This is a genomic window from Streptomyces durocortorensis, from assembly GCF_031760065.1.
In the GTDB taxonomy this organism is placed as follows: Bacteria; Actinomycetota; Actinomycetes; order Streptomycetales; family Streptomycetaceae; genus Streptomyces.
Map to the genome: position 1 here is coordinate 2,299,553 of NZ_CP134500.1, position 17,816 is coordinate 2,317,368.

At 69.0% G+C, this 17,816-nt stretch carries 19 protein-coding genes; 11 read left to right on the forward strand and 8 right to left on the reverse strand.

Features of this window, described 5'->3' with window-relative positions; translation table 11 throughout:
- Positions 1 to 68: 68 nt before the first annotated feature.
- The 3 genes from RI138_RS10100 (at position 69) to RI138_RS10110 (ending at position 2,856) form a co-directional block, all read left to right on the forward strand.
- The gene (locus RI138_RS10100; protein ID WP_311122837.1) at positions 69 to 779 is read left to right on the forward strand and encodes an immunity 49 family protein; all 711 of its coding nucleotides are present in this window, start codon (positions 69 to 71) and stop codon (positions 777 to 779) included.
- 226 nt (positions 780 to 1,005) lie between these two features.
- Complete coding sequence (locus RI138_RS10105; protein WP_311119637.1) at positions 1,006 to 1,776, forward strand: hypothetical protein; 771 nt, start codon at positions 1,006 to 1,008, stop codon at positions 1,774 to 1,776.
- 150 nt (positions 1,777 to 1,926) lie between these two features.
- Entirely contained in the window at positions 1,927 to 2,856 is a 930-nt protein-coding gene (locus tag RI138_RS10110; protein WP_311119638.1) for an immunity 49 family protein, read from the forward strand.
- A 300-nt stretch (positions 2,857 to 3,156) separates the two neighbouring features.
- On the opposite strand, the gene RI138_RS10115 is transcribed toward RI138_RS10110, so the two are convergent.
- Complete coding sequence (locus RI138_RS10115; RefSeq protein ID WP_311119639.1) at positions 3,157 to 3,609, reverse strand: hypothetical protein; 453 nt, start codon at positions 3,607 to 3,609, stop codon at positions 3,157 to 3,159.
- A gap of 346 nt (positions 3,610 to 3,955) precedes the next feature.
- Here RI138_RS10115 and RI138_RS10120 point away from each other — a divergent pair, with 346 nt between their 5' ends.
- The gene (locus tag RI138_RS10120) at positions 3,956 to 4,873 is read left to right on the forward strand and encodes an alpha/beta hydrolase (protein ID WP_311119640.1); all 918 of its coding nucleotides are present in this window, start codon (positions 3,956 to 3,958) and stop codon (positions 4,871 to 4,873) included.
- A gap of 167 nt (positions 4,874 to 5,040) precedes the next feature.
- Positions 5,041 to 5,535, forward strand: a complete 495-nt coding sequence (locus RI138_RS10130; protein ID WP_311119641.1) for a hypothetical protein — start codon at positions 5,041 to 5,043, stop codon at positions 5,533 to 5,535.
- A 10-nt stretch (positions 5,536 to 5,545) separates the two neighbouring features.
- On the opposite strand, the gene RI138_RS10135 is transcribed toward RI138_RS10130, so the two are convergent.
- Positions 5,546 to 5,890, reverse strand: coding sequence for a hypothetical protein (locus RI138_RS10135; RefSeq protein WP_311119642.1), 345 nt, complete (start codon positions 5,888 to 5,890; stop codon positions 5,546 to 5,548).
- Between the two features lie 132 nt (positions 5,891 to 6,022).
- Between RI138_RS10135 and RI138_RS10140 the strand changes: the two genes are divergently transcribed.
- Both RI138_RS10140 and RI138_RS10145 read left to right on the forward strand, forming a co-directional pair.
- Positions 6,023 to 6,820, forward strand: a complete 798-nt coding sequence (locus RI138_RS10140) for a helix-turn-helix domain-containing protein (RefSeq protein WP_311119643.1) — start codon at positions 6,023 to 6,025, stop codon at positions 6,818 to 6,820.
- Positions 6,813 to 7,022, forward strand: coding sequence for a DUF397 domain-containing protein (locus RI138_RS10145; protein ID WP_311119644.1), 210 nt, complete (start codon positions 6,813 to 6,815; stop codon positions 7,020 to 7,022). The genes RI138_RS10140 and RI138_RS10145 overlap by 8 nt, the downstream gene beginning before the upstream one ends.
- Before the next feature lie 53 nt (positions 7,023 to 7,075).
- Here the strand turns inward: RI138_RS10145 and RI138_RS10150 are convergent, their stop codons facing one another.
- From RI138_RS10150 to RI138_RS10165, 4 genes are all read right to left on the reverse strand, one after another.
- Entirely contained in the window at positions 7,076 to 9,463 is a 2,388-nt protein-coding gene (locus tag RI138_RS10150) for an excinuclease ABC subunit UvrA (RefSeq protein ID WP_311119645.1), read from the reverse strand.
- An 89-nt stretch (positions 9,464 to 9,552) separates the two neighbouring features.
- Positions 9,553 to 9,969, reverse strand: a complete 417-nt coding sequence (locus RI138_RS10155) for a VOC family protein (RefSeq protein ID WP_096625736.1) — start codon at positions 9,967 to 9,969, stop codon at positions 9,553 to 9,555.
- A gap of 10 nt (positions 9,970 to 9,979) precedes the next feature.
- Positions 9,980 to 10,399 carry a helix-turn-helix transcriptional regulator gene (locus RI138_RS10160; RefSeq protein ID WP_311119646.1) on the reverse strand — a complete coding sequence of 140 codons (420 nt, stop codon included), beginning with the start codon at positions 10,397 to 10,399 and terminating at the stop codon, positions 9,980 to 9,982.
- A gap of 51 nt (positions 10,400 to 10,450) precedes the next feature.
- A complete protein-coding gene (locus RI138_RS10165; RefSeq protein ID WP_311119647.1) occupies positions 10,451 to 10,792 on the reverse strand; it encodes a DUF5713 family protein in 342 nt (113 codons plus the stop codon).
- Between the two features lie 209 nt (positions 10,793 to 11,001).
- On the opposite strand from RI138_RS10165, the gene RI138_RS10170 reads away from it, so the two are divergent.
- From RI138_RS10170 to RI138_RS10180, 3 genes are all read left to right on the forward strand, one after another.
- A complete protein-coding gene (locus tag RI138_RS10170) occupies positions 11,002 to 12,159 on the forward strand; it encodes an acyl-CoA dehydrogenase family protein (RefSeq protein WP_096625640.1) in 1,158 nt (385 codons plus the stop codon).
- A gap of 101 nt (positions 12,160 to 12,260) precedes the next feature.
- Positions 12,261 to 13,154 (forward strand): acyl-CoA thioesterase, encoded by an 894-nt coding sequence (locus RI138_RS10175; RefSeq protein WP_096625638.1) that lies wholly within the window; start codon positions 12,261 to 12,263, stop codon positions 13,152 to 13,154.
- Between the two features lie 51 nt (positions 13,155 to 13,205).
- Positions 13,206 to 14,171, forward strand: a complete 966-nt coding sequence (locus RI138_RS10180; RefSeq protein ID WP_311122838.1) for a cation diffusion facilitator family transporter — start codon at positions 13,206 to 13,208, stop codon at positions 14,169 to 14,171.
- A gap of 100 nt (positions 14,172 to 14,271) precedes the next feature.
- Here the strand turns inward: RI138_RS10180 and RI138_RS10185 are convergent, their stop codons facing one another.
- Both RI138_RS10185 and RI138_RS10190 read right to left on the reverse strand, forming a co-directional pair.
- Positions 14,272 to 14,706, reverse strand: a complete 435-nt coding sequence (locus tag RI138_RS10185; protein WP_311119648.1) for a YdeI/OmpD-associated family protein — start codon at positions 14,704 to 14,706, stop codon at positions 14,272 to 14,274.
- 140 nt (positions 14,707 to 14,846) lie between these two features.
- Entirely contained in the window at positions 14,847 to 15,698 is an 852-nt protein-coding gene (locus tag RI138_RS10190; protein WP_311119649.1) for a phosphatase, read from the reverse strand.
- Positions 15,699 to 16,116: 418 nt separating this feature from the next.
- On the opposite strand from RI138_RS10190, the gene RI138_RS10195 reads away from it, so the two are divergent.
- Positions 16,117 to 17,802 carry a glycosyltransferase family 2 protein gene (locus RI138_RS10195; protein ID WP_311119650.1) on the forward strand — a complete coding sequence of 562 codons (1,686 nt, stop codon included), beginning with the start codon at positions 16,117 to 16,119 and terminating at the stop codon, positions 17,800 to 17,802.
- Positions 17,803 to 17,816 lie beyond the last annotated feature (14 nt).

Genomic DNA, 17,816 nt, shown 5'->3' on the forward strand with positions numbered 1-17,816 from the left:
GGCGCATCGAAAATCTGGAGGATTCCACAGAGTTGATCGACTTCGCTTTCAGTAGTGCTGTTTCGGCCATGCTTGCACATTGCGCGGCCGACCCCAGGGCAGCGGCGGTGGAGACGTGGGAGTCGACAGTCAATTCGATGCAACTGGGATCAGCACTCTTCGCTGTTGCCCATTCGACCGAAGGTGCCGTCGAGTGCCGCATCAACCGGAAGCTGCGGACTCTATCGGTCGCTGAGTCTCACCCAACCGCCGATGCGGGTATGTGGCTGTCGGCGTTCTGGCTGGCCGTCATCTGCCGTGACCAGGACCGGATGACCCAGCTCAGCGAGATCCCCCTGGAACGGCTGCGCTCACCCGAGGGCTCCTACGACGAGTACATCTACCACTGGGTCGACACCCTCCAGAGCTGGTGGCTCCGACGCCCCGACCTCGCGGACAAACTCATCGCCACCATCGAGGCGTCCGACCCCGCCGTCGCCCGCATTGCCCCACAGGACCTGCTCCAAGGCGTGCTCTACCCACCGATCAACCTCTTCTACCACTACGTCCGCAACGACCGTGAAGGCTTCGTTCCCGCCCTCGCCGACGCCCTCAAACTCCACAAGGCCTACTGGACCCTCGACGAAGAACGCGCCATGGACATCGACGGCAGCATCGCCCTCGGCGCCCTCGCCGTCGCCTGCCTCGCCTACGACGCAGAATTCCCCCTCGACATCGAATCCGACTACCTCCCCAAACACCTCCTCCAGCGCTCCTGGCTCGGCGAATTCCCCACCTGAGTCAATCCGAGGAAACTTGCCGAGGTTGTAGCAGACGCGCGGGCTGTCGAAGTACCCACGCAAGATGTATGGATGTTGCCGGTGACAGAAACTGAGAGTTTGGGACCGTCCGAAAGAAACTCGGCCTGAAGCACCCCAAAACGCAGCTAGCCCCGGATTTGTCCAACCTCGACGACTTCGTGAAGGATGTTTTCCAAGAGCTGCGATCCAAGGGGCTGAAACTGAAGTGAGCAACAACCCTTCACGTAATGTGTCGGACCGGCTGCGCGCCATCGACTGGGCCGACGACGCCGCGGCTTTCCGCCACGCCCACTCACGCGCTCTGCTCATGCGGGAGTACCTGCGCCGAGCAGCTCTGTGGGCCCAGGCGTACGAAGCGGAGCAGTCCTGGCCGTTCTTCGACATCACCGGACACGTCGACGCCGGCGTCACCATCCCGCCCGACGTGGCCGAGGAGCTGGAGCAGCTCCTCAAGGAACTCGCCCCCGCCTCGCTGCGGACCACCTGCCGCGGGGCCGTCCGGTGGGCCGAACTGCGCGCCGCCCACGGTGACCTGCCGAAGGACCTGCCCGACCCGTACGAGCCGCTGCTGCTCATGTACGAGCGGGGCGGCGGCTACTACCTGGAGGAGTACCTCGACCTCAACGGCGTGATGATCCCGCTTCGGGACGTACGGAGCAACGCCTCCGCCACCCCCTTCATCACGCTGGCCCCGGCCACCCTCGACGCCCTGGACGCTGAGGGCGAGATGACGTACTTCGCGAAGATCAGCGACGGATATCCCCAGCACAGTCCTCGCGGCATCGTCCGTCGACGCGTCGACGACGACGGCCGGACCCACGACGAGGCGTTCACCCGCAACCTCCGCTGGGAACCGACCGAGTACCTCAGGCTGTACGACCTCGGCCACAACGAGACCGACCACGTGCGGATCACCGAGATCGAGGCGGCCGCGTTCATCGAGTCCCTGACGGAGAAGTTCACCGAAACCTCATAATGCTGGCACCCGTCGCTCGGGCCCCACTGTGCCCGCGCCGCGGGCACGGAAGCGGGCCAGGGATCCTTCATATCTCGGTTCAACGGCAGAACCGGCCGGGCAGGGGGCAGAGAACTCCAGTACTTCAGCCTCTTCGAGGATAAAGACCCCGTGACCATCACCGTGCAACGTCACACCATCTCCCGGCAGCTTCTGCCCCGGCGAGAACCCTCCATCCCGAAGCACACGGCGCAACTGCTTGCGAGAATCGAAGATTCTCCCTTTGCCCTTGAAAGCGTCATGTCTACCGCTTTGGTCACAGCCTACGAACGGACTTCCGTCGACCCTGATGTCTCATGGGTCGAATCATGGGAGGCCTGGGTCACAGCCATGCAGGCCGGATCGGCCATCTTTGCGGCGGCCACAGCAACCGAAGCCAACGTGCAGTGCCTCATTCACCATGAGAAACGCACTGTTTCAGCCTTCACACAGTCTGAAACCTTCGTCGATGTCGGCCATTGGGTCACGGCCTTCTATCTTGCGGTGATCTGCCGCAACGGTCAGCGGCTTACAGTCCTTTGCCAGATCCCCATCGCCAAACTACGTGAGTCGGGGGCGGTGTACAACAAATACCACTACGCCTGGATCGAAACACTTCAGGCATTCTGGCTCGGCCGGGAGGATTTCTCCGATGAACTCGTTGAAGCCGCCTCAGGGACCCAACCCGGCTCTATGTCAACTACCGACCAAGACTACGTCTCTCGGATCACGTGGCCTCCGATGGACCTCCTCCGATGGCGTGCGACCGGCCAGCACGACGAGTTCAATCGTGCCCTTGAAGAAGCGCTTCGCGCCCACAAGGACTACTGGTCGGCTGACCAGGAACGCGCCGACTCCTGCTACGGCTGGGTGGCCCTGGCTCCACTCGCCATGGCCTGCTTCGCGCTCGATGCGGGTTTTCCCATCGAAGTCGATTCAGACTACTTGCCCAAGCACCTCTTGAAGGCAACATGGGCCGGAGAGTTCCCCACCCGAATCAACCCATGGAGAAGGTGCTCGCATCACGGCCGTGAACCCCGGGGCTGCCGGACGCCTGACTGAGCGGCCCACAGGACGTCGAAACACTGGACGTGATCGGCCTCGATCCGAGTGTCACTTATCCGTGCAGCAGTCCCGTTCTCGCACCCTTGACTGTGCGTGACTGTGGCCATGCCTCTTTGTGCGGCGGACCAACAGGTAACGGAGTTTGATACGTCGGAAGCATGGATAACGGTCATGCAGGTCGACTCGACACCGTTAAATTCGGCCACGGCCGCAGAAAAGGCCCCAAGCCATAGAAGGCCCGGAGTCATGCCGTATCGGACTCACCGATGAGGTCGCCCGCCGTGCTCGAACGGCTGGTCACGGCGGCCCGGGGCCAGGGGCTGGGTGACCGTGCACACGCTGGAGGCCGACGCCGGTCAGGGGCTGCCCGGGGTCGTCGACGCCGACCTCGTCCGGGCGTCGGCGTCCCTGCACCACCCGGGCGGCCCCCGCCAGCACCCTGGTCGGCATCCGCGCCGTGCTGCGCCCGGTGAGCTGGAGGACCGCTGCCACGAGGAGCTCGACGGCCTGCACGCCGATCGGCTGCCGCGACGGGGGCGACTGGGGCCCCTGCTGGCGGCCTCCGGCCTTCCCGTGGCGCAGGAGCGCATGGAGCTGTGGGAGCTGCGCACCCGGCTGCCCGAGGGGGCGGGCTGGTACGCCTACTTGGTCTTCGGACACATCCGGGGCGCTCTCGAAGGGCGCGTCGACGCCGAAGACCTGGCCGCCCTCGACCGGGTCATCGACGGCGGCCCGCGGGACGTACGCCACGGGACGACCTCGGCGTACGGTCCACCCGCCGTACGTGGACCACGGTCCGGAGCACGGCGGCGTTCACCGCTTCCGCGCCCCAGCTGCTCCGCTCCCGTTCCTTGGCCCGCTCATAGACCTTGCCGAACCACGCGAAGGAAACAGTGCCGGGTCGGCAGTGTGCCGTTCGCGGAGAGCGGTCCGGTCAGCGCCCGCCGTACGGTCGTCGTGCTCGGCGCCGCCGGGCTGTTCATGACAGACGTCATAGCCAGCCCGGCGGCAGGACCGAACGGCCCCCGCACGCGCGGCGATAGCATGCCGCTGAGACCCGGATGGCCGTTGTGACCCGGATGGATGAGGAGGGCGCGTGCGATTCGCGCTGGACGCTCTGCTGGCCGACGTGCCCGCCGAGCAGGTCGACGAAGCCCGTGACTTCTACGCGTCGAGAGCTGCGGGCCGTGGGCCCAGGACGTTCGAGGAGCTCAAGGAGGTGCGGGAGCAGAAGTGCGTCTTCCGTCCCGCTGATCCGCCTGCCGTCGAGGAGACGGTCGAGGCCGCGGGAGTACGCGTTCCGGTGCGGATCCTCCTGCCCGTCGGCGGTCCGCCGCGCGGTGTCTACCTGGGCATCCACGGCGGCGGCTTCTACTCCGGCTCCGCGGCACGGGGCGACGAACGCCACCGCGAGCTCGCGGACGCCCTGGACATCGCCGTCGTCAGTGTCGACTACCGGCTGGCGCCCGAGCACCCCTGGCCGGCCGCGCCCGACGACTGCGAAGCGGCGGCGCTCTGGCTCGTGGAGGAGGCCGAAGCCCGCTTCGGGACCTCCCGGCTCGTGATCGGCGGCAGCTCCGTGGGAGCCAACCTCGCCCTGACGACCCTGCTCCGGCTGAGGGACAGGGGCGTCGTCGACCGGTTCGCCGCTGCCGCACTCCGCTACGGCGCCTACGACTTGAGCGCGCAGACCCCGGGCGGTCGTCTCTACGCGGACGAATACTTCATCCAGGCGTACGCCGGCCATGTCGTGGACCGCACCGCTCCCGATATCTCCCCGCTCTACGGCGACCTGCGCGGGCTGCCCCCGGCGCTGCTGGTCGTGGGCGGCAACGACGTGCTGCTGGAGGACAACCTTGCGCTGGCAGGCCGGTTGTCGGCGGCGGGGAACGACGTCGAGGTCCGCGTCTACCCCGAGTCGCCTCACGGCTTCACGGGCCACCCCACCGCCATGGCCGCAACGGCGCTCAGCGGCATCAGCTCCTGGCTGCACGACCGGCTCAGTCAGCCCTGATACGAGCGAGCAGGTGCATGTCGTGCCGACCGTCGTCGTGCACGGCGGCGCCGCACTTGGTGCCTTCGAGACGGTAGCCGGTCTCTACGGCAACTCCGCGAGGTCGCCGTCCCGCTCTTCACGCGGCTGATCGGAGGTCGGCCTCCTTCCTCTCCTACTCTCGGGGCATGAACCTGTTCGGCGGCGGTGACGGTCACCACCTGGAGATGACCAACGGCGGCACAGCCGCGTTCGTGGACGTGCTCATGCTCGCCGTCTCCACGATGGCCCGCGAGCCGTGGGACTTCCGCTTCGCCGCCCTGCTGACCCTCCAGGACCAGAACGTGGTGGGGCGTGGGGCGGTCGGTTTCGACCTGGCGGAGCTCGACTGGGGGGACACGCCGCAGGAGCGGGCGGCAGCCAAGGACTTCCTGCTGCGCGTCCTCGATCTGGCGCTGTCCCGCCACCGATGGGAGGAACTGGCCTACGAGGCGCCTCGGGCCGAGGGGCACCTGCGCACGTACCGGGCGATGGTGGAGGCGTTCGACCCCGCGACCGCGAAGGCCGACGCGGATGTCCTGCCCGGGCCGCAGGAGGCCGCGACGGCCTCGTGCGTACGTCACCGGGTGTTGGACGCGCTGCCGTTCTGGGAGGCGTGCGTGTTCTGCACGGCCGGGCTCTGAGGTCCCCGTCTCACGGCCCCAGCCGGACCAGCCCCGGTCCCGTCGGGTGGTCGGGCTCGAAGGCGTCGGGAATCCCCAGCCTCAGGCCTCGGCTCCGGGCGACCCGGTGAACGTCCCGCAGCGAGTACGCCAGGGCCGCCGCGAGGTGGCGTAGCTGGACGGACGTGGACCGGTCGTCATCCACCATGTCGTCGGCGTGGTCGAGGAGTTCGTACGCCATGCCCAGCTGCATGGCCTCGACCCGGTCGGCCGCACGCGAGACCTGTCCCTCGCCGTTGCCGACGACGTAACAGGGTTTGCCGTCCACTCCGACCCAGGGAAGCAACCGTGCGGAATTCGGTGCCTGTTCGCTCATGGGTGCGTCAACTCCGTCGCAATAGGGGGTGGTTCTTCGCCGAGTAGCGATCCACTCACAGAGTGCGAGCGGCGCGGCTAGGCTCGCCAGAGGGTTTGTGGTGACACCGCGTTCGTCGCACGGGAGTTGGCTGTGAGTAATACCTATGGCACATGGTTGAAGGCTCAGCGGGAAGTGGCCGGCCTGACGCAACAGCAGCTCGCGGATCTGGCGTTGATGACGCGGTCGCACATCTCGCACATCGAGGCGGGGCGCCGCATGCCGAGCGAAGAGGATGCTCTGCGGCTGGACAGGGCCCTGGGCACGGGGAATGTGCTGGCAACCTTCCGCCCTCAGGAGGATGGCCGTTCGGTCGCGGAACACTTCGAGGGAGCCAGGAAGCTCGAAGAGCAGGCAACGTTCATCTGCGAGTTCGCCGTCGCCTTCTTTCCTGGAATCCTTCAGACCCGCCGATATGCGGATGCGGTGCTGGGTTCCGCCTTTCCGCCATACAGCGACGAGGAACGTGACGAGGCCGTTGTCTCACGTCTGGAGCGGGGCAAGATCCTGGATCGCCCCATCTCACCCGTAGTTTGGGCGCTGCTGGACGAAGCGGTCTTCCGGCGTGTGGCGGGGAGCGCGGAGATCATGGCGGAGCAGATCATGCACGTGGTACGTCTGGCAGAGCGTGGCCGGATCCGCGTCCACGTACTGCCCCTGGGCGGCCCCATCTGCACGCTGCACCAGAGCATGGTGACGCTGATGCGTTTCGCGGATCAGCCACCGGTGGCGTACTCCGAAGGCACGAAGGTGGCCAAGTTGCATGATGCGCCGCACTTGGTCGAGCGAATCCAAGGCGCTTACTCTCTGGCCATGAGCGACGCGCTGTCCCTCTCCGAGTCGCTGAACGCGCTCAGGGCAGCGGCAAAGGAGTACGGGCACCGTGACTGAACGCACTACACCGCTCCCCGGCTGGCGGAAGTCCTCGTACAGCAGCCCCGACAAGGACAGCTGCCTAGAAGTCCAGGACCACCACCCCACCGCCGTCCCCGTCCGCGACTCCAAGGTCCCCGGCGGGCCGGCCCTGCTCATCCCCGCCGCCGGGTGGACCTCCTTCGTGGACGCGGTCAAGGGCGGTGCCCTCTCCGTCTGATCCGGCAGTGCGACGGGGCGGACGGAGAGGGCACCGGGCCATACGGCCCCGCCTCACTCCCCCACGTACTCCGCCAAGTGCTCCCCCGTCAGCGTCGTGCGGGCTTCCACCAGTTCGGCCGGCGTGCCCTCGAAGACGATCCGGCCGCCGTCGTGGCCCGCGCCGGGGCCGAGGTCGATGATCCAGTCCGCGTGGGCCATGACCGCCTGGTGGTGCTCGATGACGATTACCGACTTTCCGGAGTCGACCAGGCGGTCCAGCAGGCCGAGGAGCTGCTCGACGTCCGCGAGGTGCAGGCCGGTGGTCGGCTCGTCCAGGATGTAGACGCCGCCCTTGTCGCCCATGTGCGTTGCCAGCTTCAGCCGTTGGCGCTCGCCGCCGGACAGCGTGGTGAGCGGCTGGCCGAGGCTGAGGTAGCCGAGGCCTACGTCCGCGAGGCGTTGGAGGATCTTGTGCGCGGCCGGGGTGCTCGCCTCGCCGGAGCCGAAGAACTCCTCGGCCTCGGAGACCGACATCGCCAGCACCTCGCTGATGTCGCGGCCGCCGAGGTGGTAGTCCAGGACCGAGGCCTGGAAGCGCTTGCCCTCGCAGTCCTCGCAGGGGCTGGAGACGCTGGCCATCATGCCCAGGTCGGTGAAGATGACGCCCGCGCCGTTGCACGTGGGGCAGGCGCCCTCGGAGTTGGCGCTGAACAGGGCGGGCTTCACTCCGTTGACCTTGGCGAAGGCCTTGCGGATCGGGTCGAGCAGGCCCGTGTACGTCGCCGGGTTGCTGCGGCGCGAACCCCGGATGGGGCTCTGGTCGACCGAGATCACGCCCTCGCCCGCCGGGATCGACCCGTGCACGAGCGAGCTCTTTCCGGAGCCGGCGACCCCGGTGACGACGGTGAGCACGCCGAGCGGGATGTCGACGTCGACGTTCCGGAGGTTGTGCGCCGTCGCGCCGCGAATCTCCAGCGCGCCGGTGGGCTTGCGGACCTCGTCCTTGAGGACGGCCCGGTCGTCGAGGTGGCGGCCGGTGACGGTGCCGGAGGACCGGAGGCCTTCCAGCGTGCCTTCGAAGCAGACGGTGCCGCCTGCCGTACCGGCCCCGGGGCCGAGGTCGACCACGTGGTCGGCGATGGCGATGGCCTCCGGCTTGTGCTCCACGACGAGCACCGTGTTGCCCTTGTCGCGGAGGCGGAGCAGGAGGTCGTTCATCCGCTGGATGTCGTGCGGGTGCAGGCCGATGGTGGGCTCGTCGAAGACATACGTGACGTCGGTGAGCGAGGAGCCGAGGTGGCGGATCATCTTGACGCGCTGCGCCTCGCCGCCGGACAGCGTGCCCGAGGGGCGGTCGAGCGCGAGGTAGCCGAGGCCGATCTCCACGAACGAGTCCAGGGTCTGCTGGAGAGCGGTCAGGAGCGGGGCCACGGAGGGCTCCTCCAGGGCGCGGACCCATTCCGCGAGGTCCCGGATCTCCATCGCGCAGGCGTCCGCGATGCTGATCTTCTTGATCTTCGAGGAGCGGGCGCCCTCGGTCAGCCGGGTCCCCTCGCACTCGGGGCAGGTGGTGAAGGTGACCGCCCGGTCCACGAAGTCCCGGATGTGGGGCTGCATCGACTCGCGGTCCTTGGACAGGAACGACTTCTGGATCTTGGGGATCAGCCCTTCGAAGGTGAGGTTCGCGCCCTCCACCTTCACCTTGGTCGGCTCCCGGTAGAGGAAGTCCTGCATCTCCCTCTTCGTGAACTTGGCGATCGGCTTGTCCGGGTCGAGGAAGCCGGACTCCGCGTACGTCCGTACGGTCCACCAGCTGTCCGACTTCCAGCCGGGGATGGTGAACGCGCCCTCGGCGATCGACTTGGAGTCGTCGTAGAGCTGGGTGAGGTCGATGTCGGAGACCGTGCCCCGGCCCTCGCAGCGGGGGCACATCCCGCCGGTGCGGCTGAAGGTGGCCTTCACCGCCTTCTTGTTGCCGCGCTCCACGGTGATCGCGCCGCTCGCCGAGACCGAGGGCACGTTGAAGGCGAATGCGCCGGGCGGGCCGATGTGCGGCTTGCCGAGCCGGCTGAAGAGGATGCGGAGCATGGCGTTGGCGTCGGTGGCGGTGCCGACGGTGGACCGGGGGTCGCTGCCCATCCGCTGCTGGTCGACGATGATCGCGGTCGTCAGCCCGTCGAGCACATCGACGTCGGGCCGCGCCTGCGTGGGCATGAAGCCCTGCACGAAGGCGCTGTACGTCTCGTTGATCAGCCGCTGGGACTCCGCGGCGATGGTGCTGAACACCAGGGAGCTCTTGCCCGACCCGGAGACGCCGGTGAACACCGTCAGCCGGCGCTTCGGCAGCTCGATGCTGACGTCCTTGAGGTTGTTCTCCCGCGCGCCGTGCACGCGGATCAGGTCGTGGCTGTCGGCGGCGTGCGGCGCGGGCGGCTGCGTGGTCTTCGTTCTCGGAGCCATGCTCGTCGTTTCTCCGTAACTGGGGCGTGGAGCCTGCTGGTGCACGGGGGCCGGGGCCCGGCGGGGCCCCGGCCCTCATCGGGCGGGTGTTACTTCTTGCTGGACTGGGTGATGCGCAGCATGTTGCCGGAAGGGTCGCGGAAGGCACAGTCCCGAACGCCGTACGGCTGGTCGATCGGCTCCTGGAGCACCTCGCCACCCGCGGCCCGGACCTGCTCGAAGGCGGCGTCCACGTCCTCGGCGGAGAGGATCACACCGCGCAGCATGCCCTTGGCGAGCAGCTCGGCCATGGTCTGCCGGTCGGCTGCCGGGGCGTTCGGGTCGGCGAGCGGGGGTTCGAGGACGATCTCCACGTCCGGCTGAGCGGGGGACCCGACGGTCACCCAGCGCATGCCTTCGAATCCGACGTCGTTGCGCACTTCCATTCCCAGGGCGTCGCGGTAGAAGGCGAGCGCCTTGTCGTGGTCGTCGACGGCGATGAAACACTGCGAGAGGTTGATGTCCATGCGTTTCACGCTAAGGGCGGGGTGAGGGATTTGCTTCTCCATTCCTGACCGGTCGCGTGAGCATCTTGGCGACGCACGCCGGGATGGTCTCCCCGGCGTCGTGGGGGCGGGCCCGGTAGGCGCTCGGGGTCTCCCCCACCAGCTCGGTGAAGCGGGAGCTGAACGAGCCCAGCGACGTACAGCCGACGGCGAAGCAGACCTCCGTGACCGACAGGTCGCCCCGGCGCAGCAGCGCTTTGGCCCGCTCGATGCGGCGGGTCATGAGATAGCTGTACGGGGTCTCGCCGAAGGCGGCACGGAAGCTGCGGGAGAAGTGGCCGGGCGACATCAGGGCGGCGCGGGCCAGCGAGGGGACGTCGAGCGGTTCGGCGTACTCGCGGTCCATGCGGTCACGGGCCCGACGCAGCCGGGCCAGATCCTCCAGCCTCACTCCCTCACCCTCCCACGGTCGCCGACGCCCGGCCCGTCATCCAGAAACGGGTCACCACTCGCGCTCGGCGATCAGTTCCTCCGGGTCCGCGTCCGTGAAGCCGTACGCCGTCGCGATGGTCCAGAAGGCCTCGCCTATCTCCTCGCGTGCGACGGTCTCGATCTCGCTGCCCGCCGCCTCGAACTCGGCCTCCAGGTCGTTGAAGGCCTCGGTCGCCACCGCCGTCAGCGCGTACAGGGCGGTGAGGTCCGTGGGCTCCTCGGCCTCGATCCGCTCGCACAAGGCCCGCAACACCGCCGCGCCCTTGTCCAGGAGGTGGTCCGGGAAATAGTCGTCCTCGTACAGCAGGGCCAGGAACGCGTGCCCCGCCAGCTGCTCGTTCGTGATCGTCATGGTGGTCCCCCGATACGTCCGACGGCGTTGTTCCGATACTCCCCCACAGGACTGACAATCGGGCCCTGACGCCGGACCCGCCCGTCTCCGCGTGCCGAGCATCACCCTGGACAGCACACCCGACTGGCGGGTAACTTCGAAGGGAGTCTGAGCAAGCGCTTAGCCACGTACGACCTGTATCAACCGACTGCCGACCTAGGAGGCATCCCGTGCGCCGTACGGTATTCAACGAGGACCACGAGGCGTTCCGGGAGACCATCCGCGCCTTCATCGCGGCCGAGGTCGTGCCGGTCTACGACGAGTGGTTCGCCGCCGGTCAGGTGCCGCGCGACTTCTACCTCAAGCTCGGTGAGCTGGGCATCTTCGGCATCGAGGTCGACGAGGAGTACGGCGGCGCGGGCATCGACTCGCACAAGTACGAGGCCGTCATCTACGAGGAGACCGCACGCGCGGGTGTCACCTTCGGCGGCTCCGGCGTCCACACGCTGCTCGGCCTGCCCTACGTGAAGATGCTCGCCTCCGACGAGCAGAAGAAGCGCTGGCTGCCGAAGTTCGCGACCGGCGAGGAGATGTGGGCCCTCGCGATGACCGAGCCGGGCACCGGTTCCGACGTCGCGGGCATGAAGACCACCGCCAAGCTTTCCGAGGACGGCACGCACTACGTCCTCAACGGCGCCAAGACCTTCATCACCGGCGGTGTGCACGCCGACCGCGTGATCGTCTGCGCCCGTACCGCCGCCCCGCGCGAGGACGACCGCCGCTTCGGTATCTCCCTCTTCGCCGTCGACACCAAGTCCGCGGGCTACTCGGTCGGCCGCAAGCTCGACAAGCTCGGTCTGAAGACCTCCGACACCGCCGAGCTGGCGTTCGTCGACGTCAAGGTCCCGGCCGAGGACCTCCTCGGTGAGGAGAACAAGGGCTTCGGCTACCTCGGCACCAACCTGGCCTCCGAGCGCTGGGGCATCGCCTTCGGCGCGTACGCCCAGGCCGCGGCCGCCGTCCGGTTCGCCAAGGAGTACGTGCAGGAGCGCACGGTCTTCGGCAAGACCGTCGCCTCGTTCCAGAACACCAAGTTCGAGCTGGCCGCCTGCCAGGCCGAGGTGGACGCCGCCCAGGCCGTCGCCGACCGCGCGCTGGAGGCCCTGGACGCCGGTGAGCTGACGGCGGCGGAGGCCGCGTCCGCCAAGCTGTTCTGCACCGAGGTCGCCCACCGCGTCATCGACCGCTGCCTCCAGCTGCACGGCGGCTACGGCTTCATGAACGAGTACCCGATCGCCCGCCTGTACGCGGACAACCGCGTCAACCGCATCTACGGCGGCACCAGCGAGGTCATGAAGTCGATCATCGCCAAGTCGATGGGGCTCTGAAACACCGCCGATGGCGCTGTGAACACTGCCGATGGGGCTGTGCACAGTTCAGCAGCCCGGTTCGGTGAGGACCACGTTTCCGTAAGGACCACGTTCCCTTCATGAGCGCAGCACTCGATTCCCTGCTCGATCTGCTCGACCTGGAGCAGATCGAGCGGGACATCTTCCGGGGCATGAGCCGCAGCGCGGTCGTGCCCCGGGTGTTCGGCGGGCAGGTCGCGGCCCAGGCGCTGGTCGCCGCGGGCCGTACCGTCCCGGCCGAGCGGGCGGCCCACTCCCTGCACGCGTACTTCCTGCGGGCGGGCGACCCGGGCGCGCCGATCGTCTACAGCGTCGACCGCATCCGCGACGGGAAGTCCTTCACCACCCGCCGGGTCGTCGCCGTCCAGCACGGGCAGCCCATCTTCCACCTCTCCGCGTCCTTCCAGACGTACGAGGACGGCATGGAGCACCAGGCGGACATGCCGCCCTCGCCCGATCCGGAGACCCTGCCCACGGCCGCCGAGATGCTGCCCCGGTACGCGGACCGCTTCAGTGATCCGGGGATGGTGGACCGGCTGATCGAGGCGCGGGACGCGGTGGACCTGCGGTACGTGGACGCGCCGCCGTTCGGCACGGTGGGCGAGGCGCGCGAGCCGCGTTCGCAGGTGTGGTTCCGGACGAACGGCAAGCTGGCCGACGACCCCCTGCTGCACGTCTGCATGGCCACCTATGTCTCCGACATGACCCTGCTCGACTCGGTGCTGCTCGCCCACGGGCGGGGCGGCTGGGCGGTCGGGGACGTGGTGGGGGCGAGCCTGGACCACGCCATGTGGTTCCACCGGCCGTTCCGGGCCGACGAGTGGCTGCTCTACGACCAGGAGTCGCCGTCGGCCTCCGGTGGGCGGGGACTGGGCCAGGCCCGTATCTACACAGCCGACGGACGCCTGGCGATCACCGTCATCCAGGAGGGTGTCGTCCGGGTTCCGCGTGCCCCGGGGATGAGCACCATCTGAAGGTCCATTTCGGACATACTCCCCTCCATGAGCGACTCCACGAGCGACTCCATGAGCGACGCGGCGGCGGAGAGCGCAGCTGATGGCGGGGAGTCCACGTTCACGGTGGTCGTGGCGGCCGTCGCCAACCTCGGCATCGCCGTGGCGAAAGCCGTCGCCGGGCTGGTCAGCGGCTCCAGCGCGATGCTCTCCGAGGCCGCCCACTCGGTCGCGGACACCGTCACCGAGGTCATGCTCCTCACCGCGCTGAAGCGGAGCGGGAAGCCGGCCGACGAGGCCCACCCCCTCGGCCACGGCCCCGAGCGCTACATCTGGGCGCTGCTCGCCTCCATCGCCACCTTCGTCGGCGGGGCCGTCTTCTCCGTCTACCACGGGGTGCACACGCTGATCGCGGGCGAGGAGCTGGGCGATCCGCTCGTCTCCTACATCGTCCTCGGCGTCGCGTTCCTGCTGGAGGGCTACTCGCTGCGGACCGGCGTCAAGCAGGTGCGGCGCGAGGCGTCACGGCTGCGGGTCCCGGACGCGTACTACCTGCGCCACACCCCCGACACCGCCGTGAAGGCCGTCGTGATGGAGGACTCGGCGGCCCTGGTCGGGCTCCTGCTGGCGGCGGGCGGGCTGCTCGGCGGGCAGCTGACGGGTTCGGGGGTCTGGGACGCGATCGCGTCCTGTCTGATCGGCCTGCTGCTCGTGTACGTGGCCTGGGTGCTCGGCCGGTCCAACGCGCAGCTGCTCATCGGGCGGCCGCTGCCCGCCGCGATGCGGTCCGCGGTGCGCGAGGAGCTGCTTTCGGTGCCGCACATCGTGGACGTACTGGAGCTGACCACGCTGATCCAGGGGCCGAGCGAGATCCTGATCGCCGCGAAGATCGACTTCCGGGACATGGCCACTGCGGAGGAGGTCGAGTGGGCCTGCGACGAGGCGGAGGACCAGTTGCGGGAGCGGTTCCCGTCGGTCCGGCGGGTCTATCTGGACCCGACACCGGGACGCTCGCAGCGGCGGCGCCCCGGCCTCTGACCCGTCTTACGGGGTGTGGGCCCGCCGACGGAACTGACGCTTTCTGAAATGCCGATACGCCCTGACGTGCCTGATACACCCTGACACGCCCTGACCCGTCTTACGGCGTCAGCTCCGCGACCGCCTTCGCGATGCGCCGCTCGCGCGTCGCGACCGCCTTCGCTCCCTCGATCGACGTCACGTGCGCCTTCTGACGGCTGGGCGACAGGGCGCGGAACGCCTCCGCGGCCCCCGGCACGGCCGCGAGCGCCGCCGCGAGGTCCTCGGGCGGCTCCACCGTGCGGGGCGCGGTGTCGAGGGTCAGTTCCACCTCGATGGCCTGCCCGCCGCCGATGCCGGTCTCCTTGCGCTTGTCGGCGCTGAACGGGATCAGGTACCGGCCGCCCATCGGGGCGATCGTCGAGCGGTACGAGAACCCGTTCACGGTCACGTTCACCGGCGGGCGCTTTCCCGCGCCGAGGGCCTCGACCACGTCCTCCGGCACCTCGATACCCGTGTTGTTCCCGGTCTGGAACATCGTCGTACTGAACTTCATGGCCCTGGCCCTTCGTCCTGGCCGACCGCCTCCCGCAGAGGCGGCCGCTCATCAGGGGAGACACCCGCCGGGCCGGAAACTCATCGCTCAAGCCCGCCGCGTTCACGCACGTGCCTTCACCCACTCCGCCTCCACGGCCTCTATACGGCGGACCCCTCCGCGACCGCCCCCGCAAGCTCGGCCTCCTCGGGCCCGGTCCCCTCGGGCTCCGCCTCCAGCAGCCCCGCCGCGTGCAGCAGGTAGTCCGTCATCGGGTCGTAGAAGCGCGGGTCGGTCACGTGGTCGTCCAGCGGGACCGTGACCTGAAGGGTGCCCTCCGCCTCCCCGAGGAACAGGGCCGGGTCGTTGCAGTCCGCGTAACCGATCGCGTCCAGCCCCCGCTGTCCCGCGCATCCCGCCCAGCCGTGGTCCGCGACGACCAGGTCGGGCAGCGGGCGGCCCAGCTGGGCCATGGCGTCCAGGATGGCGGCCATCGGGGCCGGGGAGTGGGTGTGCCAGAGCGTCGCCCCGCGTTCCAGCATCGCGACGTCGGCGAACTGGAAGACCATGCCCTCGTCCGCGGTCAGCCCCGAGGGAATCCGGACGATCTCGCAGCCGGCCCTGCGCAGGGCGTCCGCCGTCTGCCGGTGCACGTCCAGCAGGCCGCCCGGGTGGCCGGTGGCGAACAGGACCCGCTCGCGCCCGGCGGCGGCCTTGCGCAGCCGGGCGGCCATCCGCTCCAGGGCGTCGACCGTCAGCTCGGGGTCGATGGTGTCCTGGCCCTGCCGGTGCGCGGGGTCGTCGTTCACCCCGCAGCGCTCGGCCATCACGGCCAGCACGTCCTGCTCGTCGCTCCACCGGTCCCCCAGCTCCAGGCCCAGCCAGTAGTGACGGTCGCCGTTGGCGAGCTTGCGGTAGTGGGAGAGGTTGTTGTCGCGGGGTGTGGCGACGTCTCCCGCGATACGCGAACGGACGAGGTGGTCGACGAGGGCGGCACGGCTGGGTATCGGCATGGACCCATTGTGCCGTCCGGTGTGCGGGCTGTGCCGGGTGTCTTGCCCGGTGGACCGCCCCACGCGAAGTCCGTGGACCGCCCCGCGAGGTCCGTGGACCGCCGCGCTAAGTCTTTCGGGACTGTTCACCGTGGCGTGACCTGCTCCTCCCTCCGGCGGGCGGGCGCCGGGCTCGAATGGGATCACCAAGAGGTCTGGACCAGAGGTCTGGACCAATCGAGTTGCGCCAATCCTCGTCGATCCCCTGTCTCATTCCGCTCATCGCGGCACTTTTGCACAAGTGGTCTATACCTATGGCGCTAGGGTGCCAGCGGAATCAGGCACGCCGGGACCAGGCGCTCCGGGACCAGGTACGCCGATCAGCCATGCCGGGGCCAAGCGCGCCGAAACGGGCACATTCGTAGCCGTGGGGGGCTTCATGACCGTGCATCACCTTCCGCAACCACCGTCCGACGAAGAGCTGTACTGGTACTTCGGGCCGCAGCGCCGCTGGGTCCTGGTGAGCAGCTCCCTGGCCTTCGTGTTCACGGCGGCGACGATGTTCACCTTCGCGCTGCGGACCCCGGCCCTGTGGGCGTTCCTCGCGGTCCTCGGGCTCAACGTCGTGGCCCTGCTGCTCTCCTCCGTGAACAGCCTGCGTCAGCGGCGGCTGACCCGGGCCTCCCACGAGGTGCTGGTCCGCGCCTGGCGACCCGCCCGGCTGCCGACCGTCGACCTCTACCTGCCGACCTGCGGCGAACCGCTCCCGGTCCTCGCCAACGCCTACCGCGCGGTCGCCGCCCTCGACTGGCCCGGCGCGCTGACCGTCTGGGTGCTGGACGACGCGGACCGGGGCGAGGTGGCGGCCCTGGCGGCCGAGCACGGCTACCGCTACGTCGTACGCCCCGACCGGGGGCGTCTGAAGAAGGCGGGGAACCTCAACCACGCGCTCACCCTGTCGGGCGCCGAGTTCATCGCGATCCTGGACGCGGACTTCGCACCCCGGCCGGACTTCCTGCGGCATCTGGTCCCGTATCTCGCGGACCCCGCCGTCGGCATCGTGCAGAGCCCGCAGTGCTTCGACACCGACGCGGGCATGGACTGGATCCAGCGCGCCGCCGGATCCGCGCAGGAGTGGTTCTTCCGCTGGATCCAGCCCTCCCGGGACGCCAGCGACGCCGCGATCTGCTGCGGCAGCAACGCCGTCTACCGGCGGAGCGCGATCGACCTCGCGGGCGGCTTCGCCCGGCTCGACCACAGCGAGGACCTGTACACCGGACTGGCCCTGCACGAGCGGGGGTTCCGCACCCAGTACGTGCCCGTCCTCGTCGCCAAGGGCACCTCGCCCGACACGGTCACCTCGTTCGTCAACCAGCAGTACCGGTGGGCGATGGGCAATCTGCACCTGCTCGGCGCCCCGGTCCTGAAGCGGATGCGCGCACCCTGGCGGATGCGGCTCTGCTTCTACGAGGGTGTCCTCGGCTATCTGACCACGGCCGTGAACACCTTCGCCGCGCCGCTGCCGCCGCTGGTGATGATGTTCTGGTACCCGGACCACATCCGGCCCTGGCACGTGCTGCCGCTGCTCGCCCCGCTGTGGCTGTGGCACGTGCTGCTGCCCCGGATCAGCCGCACCCGGTGGCGGGTGGAGGTGATCCGGGCGGGCGTCCTCACCAGCGTGGCCGCCGCGACCGCGTTCTGGCACACCCTGCGCGGCCGCAGCGCCGCCTGGGTACCCACCGGGGCCCGTACGACGCGGAGTTCGGGCTCGATGGCCCGGCGGGTGGTGGGCGTCTCACTGGTCTGGCTGGTGCTGTCCAACGGGGCCGCGTCGGCGGGCCTCGCGCTGGCCGTGGCCCGTAACGGCTGGGAGCCCACCTGGGGGCTCGGCCTCTACGTCCTGGTCCAGTTGCAGATCAACGTCCCCCTGATCCGCGACCTGCTGACCGAGCTGCGCCCGCCCGCGAAGGCGCCGGAGCCGCTCGCCGCACGGCCACGGCCGCGGACCCGGACGGGCGTGCTGCCCCGCCGCTGGCCCGAGTCCCTCGCCGCGTCCGCGGTCCTCCTGCTCACCGGTCTGATCGCCTCGGGGTGGGTCAACCCGATGCTTCCGTGGTCAAGTTGAAAGGCCCTGTCACC

Coding starts and splice junctions, on each gene's coding strand:
- RI138_RS10100 (WP_311122837.1), top strand. CDS start 69: ATGCTTGCACATTGCGCGGCCGACCCCAGGGCAGCGGCGGTGGAGACG.
- RI138_RS10130 (WP_311119641.1), top strand. CDS start 5,041: ATGAACCTGTTCGGCGGCGGTGACGGTCACCACCTGGAGATGACCAAC.
- RI138_RS10135 (WP_311119642.1), bottom strand. CDS start 5,890: ATGAGCGAACAGGCACCGAATTCCGCACGGTTGCTTCCCTGGGTCGGA.
- RI138_RS10150 (WP_311119645.1), bottom strand. CDS start 9,463: ATGGCTCCGAGAACGAAGACCACGCAGCCGCCCGCGCCGCACGCCGCC.
- RI138_RS10155 (WP_096625736.1), bottom strand. CDS start 9,969: ATGGACATCAACCTCTCGCAGTGTTTCATCGCCGTCGACGACCACGAC.
- RI138_RS10165 (WP_311119647.1), bottom strand. CDS start 10,792: ATGACGATCACGAACGAGCAGCTGGCGGGGCACGCGTTCCTGGCCCTG.
- RI138_RS10175 (WP_096625638.1), top strand. CDS start 12,261: ATGAGCGCAGCACTCGATTCCCTGCTCGATCTGCTCGACCTGGAGCAG.
- RI138_RS10180 (WP_311122838.1), top strand. CDS start 13,206: ATGAGCGACGCGGCGGCGGAGAGCGCAGCTGATGGCGGGGAGTCCACG.
- RI138_RS10185 (WP_311119648.1), bottom strand. CDS start 14,706: ATGAAGTTCAGTACGACGATGTTCCAGACCGGGAACAACACGGGTATC.
- RI138_RS10190 (WP_311119649.1), bottom strand. CDS start 15,698: ATGCCGATACCCAGCCGTGCCGCCCTCGTCGACCACCTCGTCCGTTCG.
- RI138_RS10195 (WP_311119650.1), top strand. CDS start 16,117: ATGACCGTGCATCACCTTCCGCAACCACCGTCCGACGAAGAGCTGTAC.